Origin of the sequence: Buchnera aphidicola (Cinara strobi), from assembly GCF_900560745.1 — a bacterium.
GTDB lineage: Bacteria > Pseudomonadota > Gammaproteobacteria > Enterobacterales > Enterobacteriaceae > Buchnera_F > Buchnera_F aphidicola_AJ.
The window spans coordinates 20,624-33,204 of record NZ_LR025085.1 but is presented as its reverse complement, the minus strand read 5'-3'; the positions used below and the strand labels follow the sequence as shown (position 1 = coordinate 33,204).

8 protein-coding genes and 4 tRNA genes are annotated in these 12,581 nt (G+C 28.0%); all 12 read left to right on the top strand.

All coding sequences use genetic code 11. From position 1 onward, the window contains the following. Positions 1–94: 94 nt before the first annotated feature. Positions 95–167: transfer RNA gene (locus tag EAO23_RS00145), tRNA-Thr, on the top strand. 12 nt (positions 168–179) lie between these two features. After that, positions 180–261 (top strand) — tRNA-Tyr (locus tag EAO23_RS00140). Between the two features lie 3 nt (positions 262–264). Then, positions 265–338, top strand: a tRNA-Gly gene (locus EAO23_RS00135). Between the two features lie 13 nt (positions 339–351). After that, a tRNA-Thr gene (locus EAO23_RS00130) sits at positions 352–425 on the top strand. A gap of 226 nt (positions 426–651) precedes the next feature. After that, a complete protein-coding gene (gene secE, locus EAO23_RS00125) occupies positions 652–1,038 on the top strand; it encodes a preprotein translocase subunit SecE (protein WP_158348901.1) in 387 nt (128 codons plus the stop codon). A 3-nt stretch (positions 1,039–1,041) separates the two neighbouring features. Beyond that, on the top strand, positions 1,042–1,584 hold the full coding sequence (nusG, locus tag EAO23_RS00120; protein ID WP_158348900.1) for a transcription termination/antitermination protein NusG: 543 nt from the start codon (positions 1,042–1,044) through the stop codon (positions 1,582–1,584). A gap of 72 nt (positions 1,585–1,656) precedes the next feature. Next, positions 1,657–2,088 (top strand): 50S ribosomal protein L11, encoded by a 432-nt coding sequence (rplK, locus tag EAO23_RS00115; RefSeq protein WP_158348899.1) that lies wholly within the window; start codon positions 1,657–1,659, stop codon positions 2,086–2,088. A 2-nt stretch (positions 2,089–2,090) separates the two neighbouring features. After that, positions 2,091–2,780 (top strand): 50S ribosomal protein L1, encoded by a 690-nt coding sequence (gene rplA, locus EAO23_RS00110; protein WP_158348898.1) that lies wholly within the window; start codon positions 2,091–2,093, stop codon positions 2,778–2,780. 175 nt (positions 2,781–2,955) lie between these two features. Next, a complete protein-coding gene (gene rplJ / locus EAO23_RS00105) occupies positions 2,956–3,459 on the top strand; it encodes a 50S ribosomal protein L10 (protein ID WP_158348897.1) in 504 nt (167 codons plus the stop codon). A gap of 43 nt (positions 3,460–3,502) precedes the next feature. Then, positions 3,503–3,871, top strand: a complete 369-nt coding sequence (rplL, locus tag EAO23_RS00100; protein ID WP_158348896.1) for a 50S ribosomal protein L7/L12 — start codon at positions 3,503–3,505, stop codon at positions 3,869–3,871. Between the two features lie 223 nt (positions 3,872–4,094). After that, on the top strand, positions 4,095–8,123 hold the full coding sequence (rpoB, locus tag EAO23_RS00095) for a DNA-directed RNA polymerase subunit beta (RefSeq protein ID WP_158348895.1): 4,029 nt from the start codon (positions 4,095–4,097) through the stop codon (positions 8,121–8,123). An 82-nt stretch (positions 8,124–8,205) separates the two neighbouring features. After that, positions 8,206–12,438: a DNA-directed RNA polymerase subunit beta' gene (gene rpoC, locus EAO23_RS00090; protein WP_158348894.1), complete on the top strand. Its 4,233-nt coding sequence runs from the start codon at positions 8,206–8,208 to the stop codon at positions 12,436–12,438. The last annotated feature ends 143 nt before the right edge of the window (positions 12,439–12,581 follow it).

The window sequence follows — 12,581 nt, the reverse complement described above, 5'->3', positions numbered from 1 at the left end:
TATAATTCTGTCATTTAAATGACAAAGAAATACGAAATAAATTAATTTTATCAATTAAGACTTTTATTATTAAAATTTATAAAAATTAATTTTAGCCGGCTTAGCTCAGAAGGTAGAGCAACTGACTTGTAATCAGTAGGTCACCAGTTCAATTCCGGTAGCCGGCAAAAAATATAAAAGGTGGGGTTCCCGAGCGGTTAAAGGGGGCAGACTGTAAATCTGACGTCATCGACTTCGAAGGTTCGAATCCTTCCCCCACCAAAAAGCGGGCATCGTATAAAGGATATTACCTCAGCCTTCCAAGCTGATGATGCGGGTTCAATTCCCGCTGACCGCTAAAATAAAAATACTGCTGATATAGCTTAGTTTGGTAGAGCACATCCTTGGTATGGATGAGGTCCCTAGTTCAAATCTAGGTATCAGCAAAAAAAATATTTATTCAAAAAAATTGAAAATATGAATTTATTTTTTAATAAAAAATTTTTAAATATATTTTTCTTGATCTAAAAATAAAAGTATATCTCAAAATTAGAAAATATAACATTCCAAAAATTATTCTTTATTTTAATATAAAAATTCCATCTCTATCAAAAAATTCATTTTAAAAAATTAAAAAAATATAGTCTATCTATTTTTAAGTAGAGAAAAATTATGCACATTCATAAATTATATCAAATATATAAAAACCAAAGAGAAAAAATCAAATGGTTTTGCATAATTACTATAGCTGCATCAATAACATCTATTTATTATTTTTTTTTTAATAAAAATATCACGGTATTAAAAATAATACTTTTAAATATATTTAGTATCTTATTACTCAATATATTTTTTCAAACAAAAATAGAAAAAAAAATATTAATATTTATTAAAAATATTAAATTAGAATTGTCTAAAATAGTTTGGCCTAATTATCATGAAACTTTAAAAATTACTGGAATTGTATTATTACTAATCATATTAACATCTGCATTCTTATGGATATTAGATAACTTAATATTGAGTATAATATCCTGGGTACTTTCTCCGAGGTTATAAAAATTGTGTGTAAATAAAAAACAATGGTACGTCCTGCAAGCGTTTTCAGGATTTGAGAATAGAGTAGCTCAATCAATAAGAAATCATGAAAAAATAAAAAAAATGAAAGATATCTTTGGAACTGTAATAGTACCTTCAGAAGAAGTAATTGAAATCCGAAAAGGAAAAAGAAAAAAAAGTGATTATAAATTTTTTCCTGGATATATTCTAATAAACATGATTATGAATAATGATAGTTGGCACTTAATTAAAAATTTACCTAAAGTATTAGGGTTTATTGGAAGTACTTCAGAAAAACCTACACCAATGAATGATAGTGAAATCAATATTATTCTTGAAAAACTAAAAAAAATAGGAAATAAACCAAGACCTAAAAAAATGTTTGAGCCAGGAGAAAACATTCGAGTTAACGATGGACCATTTTCAGATTTTAATGGTATTGTTGAAACTATTGATTATGAAAAAAATAGATTAAAAGTATCAGTGTCAATATTTGGACGCTCTACACCAGTCGAATTAGATTTTAGACAAGTAGAAAAATGCTAAATCAAATAAAGTAATTTATATCATCCACTCTTTTATAGAAATATTATATATTAAAAATATTCTAGGAATAATATGAATAAAAAAATTAACTCTTATATAAAACTACAAGTACTATCAGGAATGGCAAATCCCAGTCCTCCAGTAGGTCCTGCATTAGGACAAAAAGGCGTTAATATTATGGAATTTTGTAAAAACTTTAATTCACAAACTGCTCACTTAGAAAAAGGAATACCAACACCAGTTATTATAACAGTATATTTCGATAAAACATTTACCTTTATTATTAAAACTCCACCTGCTTCTGCATTAATTAAAAAATTCCTTGGAATTAAAAAAGGGTCTCAAAAACCAAAACATGAAGTTGTTGGAAAAATTACAAAAAATCAAATATATGATATCGCTCAAAAAAAAATGACAGATATGACTGGATCTAACTTAAAAAAAATTGCAAAAACAATCGAAGGAACTGCTCGTTCTATGGGAATTACTGTAATAACGGAGTAAATGTGAAAAAAAAATCCAAAAAAATGATAATTAATCTAATTCATAAAAAAAAAAAAAAAATTTATTCTTTTTATGAAGCAATAAAAATCCTAAAAAAAAACAAACCTGCAAATTTTATAGAAAGCATAGATGCAAATTTTAACTTAAATATCAATTCTAAAAAATCCGAACAAAATATTCGTGGATCTACAATTTTACCTTATGGAACTGGAAAAAAAATAAAAATAGGAGTCTTTACAACTGGAAAAAATATAATAATAGCTCAATCTTCTGGTGCTGATTTTGTTGGAATGGAAGATTTAGCTGATATAATTAAGAAAAAAAAAATGATATTTGATGTCATTATTGCATCTCCTGAATCAATGGAAACTGTTAGAAAATTAGGGCCTATTTTAGGACCTAAAGGAATTATGCCTAACCCAAAATTAGGAACAGTTACTACCGATATCCAAAGAGCTATAGCCGATTATAGGAATGGAAAAATAAATTATAAAAATGATAAAAATGGAATTATACACAGTAGTTTTGGAAAAATAAATTTTTCTGATAAACAATTATATAAAAATTTTATAGAACTATATCAATCCATAAAAAAATCTAAACCTGCACAATTAAAAGGAATATTTTTCAAAAAAATCAGTTTATCTACAACCATGGGGCCAGGAATAATAATTGATCACCTATCCCTTTAAAAAAATTTTGTCATAATTGTATAACTTAAGTCTTTTATACTAAATATTTTTTAAAAATATTGATATCCTCTATATGAATATTTCATAAAAAATTTAAACGCCTTATATCCTGAAAATTTATAACATAAATTTATTAATAATTATTTATAAACATTATCGTTCATAGGATAAAAAAATGGCATTAAATCATACTCAAAAAAAAAATATAATTAAAAAAATAAATAAAATTGCAAAAAAATCATTATCTGTTATTATGGCTGACCCATCTAGGTTAACAGTAAATACTATTAATACTCTGCGAAAAAAAGCCTTGCACTCTCATGTAAAAATTTTTGTTATAAAAAATACATTATTAAAAAAATCTTTACAAAAAACAAATTTTTCTAAACTCAATACTACGTTAAACGGACCTAGTTTAATAGCTTTTTCTATTAAACATCCAGGTAGTGCCAGTCGATTATTTATAAAATTTCAAAAAAAAAACACTCAATTTAAAATAAAAAATGCTGTTTATGAAAAAAAAATACTAGATTTAAAATCTATACTGACATTATCTAAACTACCTACATACAAAGAAGCTATAACCCAACTAACCATAACATTAAAAGAAATTTCTTTAGGAAAATTACTAAGAACACTACACCAAATTACTAAAAAAAAACAAAAATGTATTAATTAAAAAGTTCATTTTATCTATATTTAAGATATTTTGGGAAAAAATTATGTCAATAAATCAAGAAAAAATTTTAAATTCTATTTCAGAAATGTCTGTAAACGAAATTATGCAATTAATTTCCGAAATAGAAAAAAAATTTAATGTCTCATCTAACGCAATAGTTAATTCTACAAAAAACTCTGAAGAACCAATTAAAGAAGAAAAAATATCATTTAATGTAAAACTTACTACAATTGGACCAAATAAAATATCTATTATAAAAATAATACGCAGTACAACAGGGTTAGGGTTAAAAGAATCTAAAGATCTAGTAGAGTCTGCACCTACAATAATAAAAGAAAATATAACTAAAGAAAACGCAGAAAATCTACAAAAAACTCTTTTAGATGCCGGAGCAACAGTAGAAATTACATAAAAATATATAATATTATAAATTCACCTAAATATATAAAATTCTAGTGGCTGACTATTATTATAAGTCACTAGTTTCTTGTAATAAAAACTATTCAAAAACTAAAAAAGTTGACAAGAAAATTGAATTATTATTTCATAAAACAATACAATTCATTAAAAAACAAAAATTTATATTTTTATATATTTAAAAATAAAAAATTTTTATATTAAAAATAAGGAACCAGATGGTTTATTCTCATACCGAAAAAAAACGCATTCGAAAAAATTTTGGAAAACAACCAAAAATTCTAGAAATTCCTTATCTATTATCTATTCAAATAGATTCATTTAAACAATTTATTCACTCAAATGCACAGAATAATCAAGGATTAGAATCGGCATTTCAATCAGTCTTTCCTATTCGTAGTTATAATGGATGCGCAGAATTACAGTATGTATCTTATAAACTAGGAAAAAAAATATTTGATATGCAGGAATCTCAAATGCGAGGGTTAACATATTCAGTCCCTCTAAGAGTAAAACTTCAATTAGTCGTTTATGAAAAAGACTCAAATAATATTGTAAAGTATATAAAAGAACAAGAAGTGTATATGGGAGAATTACCACTAATGACAAAAAATGGAACTTTTATTATTAATGGAACAGAGAGAGTAGTAGTATCCCAATTACATCGGAGCCCCGGTGTATTTTTTGATAGCGATAAAGGAAAAACGCATTCATCTGGAAAAATATTATATCATGCTCGAATTATACCTTATAGGGGATCCTGGTTAGATTTTGAATTTGATCCTAAAGATCATTTATTTATACGAATTGATCGTCGAAAAAAAATGCCAGTAACTGTATTACTACATGCTTTAAATTTTACTACGGAAAAAATTCTTAAAAAATTTTTCAAAAATAATGTTTTTCATATAAAAAAAGATAAAATTACCATGGATCTAATTCCAAAACGATTAAAAGGCGAAATTATACCATTTAATATTATAAAAAATAAAAAAATTTATATAAAAAAAGGAAAAAGAGTTACTCAAGAACACGTTAATATTCTCAAAAAAAATAAAATTGTATCCATCAAAGTACCTGAAGAATATCTTTATGGAAAAATTATTAGCAAAAATTATCTTGATCCAAATACTGGGACTATTTTAATAAAAGCAAACACTAAACTAACCAAAGAAGATTTTCAAAAAATAAAAAAATCTGGTTATAAAAAAATATTTATCTTGTTTACCAATGATCTAGATAACGGATCGTATATTTCAGATACCTTAAAAATCGATTCTACTAAAGATAGATACACAGCATTAATTGAAATATATAGAATGATGAGACCCGGGGAACCCCCTACTAAAGAATCTACTGAAAACTTATTTCATAATCTTTTTTTTTCAAAGGAAAGATATGATCTTTCTCCCGTAGGAAGAATGAAATTTAATAAATCATTACAACGCTGCAATATTCAAGGTCCAGGGACACTAAATAAAAAAGATATTATCGATGTAATAAAAAAACTCATTTATATACGAAATGGAAAAGGAGAAATAGATGATATTGATCATTTAGGAAATCGTCGTGTACGATCAGTAGGTGAAATGGTAGAAAATCAATTTAGAGTAGGTTTAGTTCGAGTAGAACGAGCTGTAAGAGAACGATTATCATCAAGTGATTTAGATACCCTAATGCCTCAAGATATTATTAATGCAAAACCAATTTCATCAGCAATAAAAGAATTTTTTGGATCTAGTCAATTATCTCAATTTATGGATCAAAACAATCCATTATCTGAAATCACGCACAAACGTAGAATTTCTGCATTAGGAATTGGTGGTTTAACTAGAGAAAGAGCTGGATTTGAAGTTAGAGATGTACATCCTACACACTATGGGAGAGTTTGTCCAGTTGAAACCCCCGAAGGACCTAATATAGGATTAATTAATTCATTATCAATATATGCACGAACAAATCCATATGGTTTTTTAGAAACACCATACAGAACAATAATAAACGGAGTAATAACTACCAATATTCAATACATATCTGCTATTGAAGAAGGTAATTACATTATTGCACAAGCAAATTCAAAAATCAATCCAAATGGACAATTTCATGAAAATTTTGTTACATGTAGATATAAAGGAGAATTCGGTTTATTTAACAAAAATCAAATACACTACATGGATGTGTCTACACAACAAATCGTATCAGTCGGAGCATCATTAATACCCTTTTTAGAACATAACGATGCAAATCGAGCTCTAATGGGCGCAAATATGCAAAGACAAGCAGTTCCAACTATCAAATCAGAAAAACCCCTGGTTGGAACAGGAATGGAACGAGTTGTAGCAATAGATTCAGGAGTAACAATTACAGCTAAAAGAAAAGGTGTTGTACAATATATAGATGCTTCTAAAATAGTAATTAATGTAAGTTGCAGAGATATTACATCTAACGATTCGGGAATTGATATATATTATTTAAAAAAATATATTAGATCCAATCAAAATACTTGTATAAATCAAATTCCATGTGTAAATCTTCAAGATAAAATAAAAAAAGGAGATATCTTAGCAGACGGTCCTGCTACTGATTTAGGAGAGTTAGCATTAGGGCAAAACATGCGAGTCGCTTTTATGCCTTGGAATGGATACAATTTTGAAGACTCTATATTAATTTCAGAAAAAGTTGTACAAGAAGATCGATTTACAACTATTCATATTCAAGAGTTATCATGTATATGTCGAGATACAAAATTAGGAATAGAAGAAATAACTGCTGATATACCAAATATAGGAGAAGCAGCTTTATTACAATTAGATTCTTCTGGAATTATATATATTGGAGCTGATGTATCTAGCGGAGATGTTTTAGTTGGAAAAGTAACCCCAAAGGGAGAAACTCAATTAACACCTGAGGAAAAACTATTAAGAGCTATTTTTGGAGAAAAAGCTTCTGATGTCAAAGATTCATCACTGCGCGTACCTAATGGTGTACACGGGACTGTTATTGACATACAAATATTTACTAGAGATGGTGTAAAAAAAGATCAACGTACATTAGAAATAGAAGAAATGTTACTCAAAAAATCAAAAAAAGAACTAAAAGAAGAATTAAAAATATTTAAATTAAATATTATTACAAGAATAGAAAATATATTAAAATCTTTAAATATAAAAAATACAAATATAAACAATCATACTATAAAAAAATATCACAATCTTCCTATCCATACACCTGACCATATAAAAAATGATATTCATCAATTAAACAAACAATATAAAAAATTAAAAATAAAATTTAAAAAAAAAATACAAAAACAAAAAAAAAAAATCGTACAAGGAGACGAACTTGCTCCTGGAATTTTAAAAATTGTAAAAGTTTACCTAGCTGTAAAAAGAAAAATACAGCCGGGAGACAAAATGGCTGGTCGACATGGAAACAAAGGAGTAGTATCAAAAATTAATCCAGTAGAAGACATGCCTTACGATGAAAACGGGATACCAATAGATATAGTATTAAATCCCTTAGGCGTACCATCACGTATGAATTTAGGTCAAATTTTAGAAACGCATCTCGGACTCGCAGCAAAAGGAATTGGAAATATAATTAATGATATGTTAAATCAACATAAAAAAATAATAAAAATTCGAAAATTCTTAAAAAAAGTTTACAACCTCGGAAACACTTCAAATCAAAAAGTTAATTTAGATAATTTTTCTGATCAAGAAATATTAAATTTAGCAAAAAATTTAAGAAATGGTATGCCAATGGCTACACCAGTATTTGATGGAATTAATGAAAAAGAATTAAAATTGTTGCTAAAAATAAGTAAATTTTCAACTTCTGGACAAATTACACTATTTGATGGACGTACAGGGGAAAAATTTGAAAGAAACGTAACAGTTGGATACATGTATATGTTAAAACTAAATCATTTAGTTGACGATAAAATGCATGCCCGATCAACTGGATCATACAGTTTAATTACACAGCAACCATTAGGAGGAAAAGCTCAGTTTGGGGGACAAAGATTTGGTGAAATGGAAGTATGGGCTTTAGAAGCCTACGGCGCATCTCATATTCTTCAAGAAATGTTAACTGTAAAATCAGATGATGTAACAGGAAGAACTAAAATGTACAAAAATATTGTTGGAGGGAAACAAAAAATGGAACCTGGGATGCCTGAATCATTTAATGTATTAATTAAAGAAATACGCTCTTTAGGAATAAATATTGAATTAAACAATGATTAAAAATATTAAATAAAAAGAAAAAAACCAAGTTTTTAATTATTAATCTAAATTATTAACAATAATATATACATAAAAACCACCTATGAAAGATATATTAAAATTTTTTAAAAAAAATACTAAAATTGAAGAATTCGATTCTATTAGAATTTCACTAGCTTCCCCTGAAATTATACGATCATGGTCTTTTGGGGAAGTTAAAAAACCCGAAACAATAAATTATCGTACTTTCAAACCTGAACGCGATGGATTATTTTGTGCTCGAATATTTGGACCAATAAAAGATTATGAATGTCTGTGTGGGAAATACAAACGTTTAAAACATCGAGGTGTTATATGTGAAAAATGTGGGGTTGAAGTTACACAAAGTAAAGTACGAAGAGAAAGAATGGGTCATATAGAATTAGCTGCGCCTATAGCACATATTTGGTTTTTAAAATCACTACCTTCTCGTATTGGTTTGTTATTAGATATGCCCTTAAGAGACATAGAAAGAGTGTTATATTTTGAATCTTATGTAGTTATTAATCCTGGAATGACAAATTTAGAATTATATCAAATTTTAACAGAAGATCAATATATAAATGCGTTTAATGAATTTGGTGATGACTTTAACGCTAAAATGGGAGCTGAAGCTATACAAAAACTTTTAAAAAAGATAGACTTAAAAAATACATGTATAAAACTAAAAAAAGAAGTATCCAAGATAAATTCAGAAACAAAAAGAAAAAAAGTCACGAAAAGAATAAAGTTAATAGAGTCACTGTTAATTTCTAAAAATAAACCAGAATGGATGATTTTAACTGTTTTGCCAATCTTACCTCCTGACTTAAGACCTTTAGTCCCTCTGGATGGAGGAAGATTTGCTACTTCAGATTTAAATGATTTATATAGACGAGTAATTAACCGAAATAATAGATTAAAACGCTTATTAGAACTCTCAGCTCCTGAAATTATTGTGAGAAACGAAAAAAGAATGTTACAGGAAGCAATTGATGCATTATTAGATAACGGAAGACGTGGGAGATCAATTACCGGTTCTAATAAAAGACCACTAAAATCTTTAGCTGACATGATAAAAGGAAAACAAGGACGATTTAGGCAAAATTTATTAGGAAAAAGAGTAGATTATTCCGGAAGATCTGTTATTACTGTTGGCCCGTATTTACATTTAAATCAATGTGGGATACCAAAAAAAATGGCTTTAGAACTTTTTAAACCATTTATATACGGAAAATTAGAACAAAAAAATTTAGCTACTACAATCAAGTCTGCAAAAAAAATGGTGGAAAAAGAAGAACCGGTAGTATGGGACATACTAGATAATGTAATTCGAAAACATCCAATTTTATTAAATCGAGCTCCAACACTACATCGATTAGGTATCCAAGCGTTTGAACCTATTTTAATTGAAGGGAAGGCTATACAATTACATCCATTAGTTTGTGTTGCGTATAATGCTGATTTTGATGGTGATCAAATGGCTATTCATATTCCGCTAACTAAAACAGCTCAGAAAGAAGCTCAAAAATTAATGATGTCGACAAAAAATATACTTTCTCCGGCAAACGGGGAACCTATTATAGTTCCTTCTCAAGATGTTATTTTAGGGATATATTATATGACACGAAAAAAACAACAAGGAAGAAGTGAAAATATGCTGCTATCTAGCCCAAAAGAAGCTGAAAAAATGTATATGCTTGGGGCTGTAGACTTACATTCTACTGTCACCATTCGTGTCAATGAATATAAAAAAAATAAATATAATCTTTTTAAAAAAAAACAAAAAACCATAAAAACTACTATTGGAAGAGCAATTTTTTGGACTATTATACCTCGTGGATTAAAATTTAAAATTATTAATAAAACTTTAAAAAAACCAGATATATCTAATATTCTAAATACTTGTTATAGAATCTTAGGATTAAAAGAAACTGTAAATTTAGCTGACCAAATTATGTATATGGGATTTTCTTATGCTGCAAAATCTGGTGTATCTGTCGGAATTAATGATATTGTAATTCCTGAAGAAAAAAAAGAAATTTTATCAAAATCTGAAATCGAAGTAGAGGAAATACATAAACAATTCCAAACCGGGTTAGTTACTGAAGGAGAACGATATAATAAAATTATAGATATTTGGGCAACTACAAATGATAAAATTGCTACAGCTATGATGAAAAATCTATCTTATGAAAATATATATGATAATAACCAAAAAAAAGTAAAACAAAAATCTTTCAATAATATTTTTATAATGGCTGATTCTGGAGCTAGGGGATCAGCTGCTCAAATTAGACAATTAGCAGGTATGCGCGGGTTAATGGCTAAACCAGATGGTTCAATTATAGAAACACCAATTACTGCAAATTTTAAAGAAGGATTAAATGTACTACAATACTTTATTTCTACACATGGTGCTAGAAAAGGATTAGCGGATACAGCCTTAAAAACAGCAAACTCAGGATATCTTACTAGACGTCTAGTAGATGTGGCTCAAGATTTAGTAGTGACAGAAACAGATTGTAAAACCAAGAAGGGTATATTAATGAGCGCTTTAATTGAAGGAGGAGATATTAAAGAGCCACTGCGAGAACGTGTATTGGGACGAATTACTGTTGAAGACATTTTTTATCTAGATTCCAAAAAAATTATGATTCCTCAAAATACACTATTAAATGAAAAATTATGCGATATGCTAGAAAAAAATTCTATAGATACAATTAAAGTCAGATCTGTTGTGCATTGTGAAACAAGTTTTGGAGTATGCGCATACTGCTATGGACGTGATCTAGCTCGAGGAGAATTAGTAAAAAAAGGTGAAGCCATTGGAGTAATTGCAGCACAATCAATTGGAGAACCTGGCACACAACTAACTATGAGAACCTTTCATATTGGAGGGGCAGCTTCAAAAGTAGCTTCTGAATCTAGTATTCAAATTCGAAAAAACGGAATTATTCATCTAAATCAATCTAAATCTATTAAAAACTCTAACGGAAATATTATTATTACTTCACGAAATGTAGAATTAAAGATGTTAGATGAACTTGGAAAGACGCAGGAAAGCTATAAAATACCATACGGATCTATTTTAATGAAAGGTAATGGGGAAAAAGCTCAATCAGGAGAAATAATCGCTAAATGGGATCCACATACTATCCCTGTAATTACGGAAGTTAACGGATATATTAAATTTATTGATATGGTTGAAGGAAAAAGTATTACTAAACAAAATGATGAATTAACTGGTCTTTCCTCTATAGTAATTTTAGATACATCTGAAAGAAGTATTCAGGGGAAAGACTTAAAACCATCATTAAAAATTGTTAATAAAAATGGGCTGGATATTTTTATCCCTGGAACTGATATGCCGGCTCAATACTTTTTACCAGGGAAATCAATTATCCAGTTAGAAAATGGTATGAAAATATCTTCAGGTGATACATTAGCTCGAATTCCATTAGAATCAGTAGGGACAAAAGATATTACAGGAGGATTACCTAGAGTAGCTGATTTGTTTGAAGCAAGAAAACCAAAAGAATTAGCTATTTTAGCTGAAATTAACGGAATCGTATCATTCGGAAAAGAAACAAAAGGAAAAAGAAGATTAATTCTCACCCCTCCGGATGGAAATAACACTTATGAAGAAATGATTCCTAAATGGAGACAATTAAATGTATTTGAAGGAGAGCGAGTAGAGAAAGGTGATATAATTTCAGATGGTCCTGAATCACCTCACGATATACTACGATTAAGAGGAGTTCAAGCAGTAACAAACTATATAGTCAATGAAGTACAAGAAGTATATAGACTACAAGGAGTTAAAATAAACAATAAACATATTGAAGTAATAATTAGACAAATGTTAAGAAAAGCTACTATTGTTAATTCAGGTGATTCTCATTTTTTAAAAGGCGAACAAATAGAATACTCCCGAATTATGCTAGAAAACAAAAAAATAAAAAAAAACCAAAAAAATATAGCTACATTTTCAAGAGATCTATTAGGGATTACAAAAGCCTCTTTAGCAACAGAATCTTTTATTTCAGCTGCTTCATTCCAAGAAACAACTAGAGTACTTACAGAAGCTGCAGTAGCTGGAAAAAAAGATAAATTACGTGGATTAAAAGAAAACGTCATTGTTGGAAGATTAATTCCAGCTGGAACAGGATATCAATATCATAAACGACGATTAAAGAATCGAACTAAAAGCTTATCTATTAAAAATAATCATTCTAAATCTGTCAGTGTAGAAGAAGCAACTGCTAATTTATCTGAACTATTAAATTCTTCTGAAAAAATTAATACTAATATATAAATTCAATATAACTCGAGCTGATATATGTATAAAACAGCTCGATATCAACTAAAAAGTTACCCTAAATCTTGATTACTTAAAAAATTCAAATCTATTGAAACTACACTTGAAAATAAAATATACATATATCAGAATATTAAACA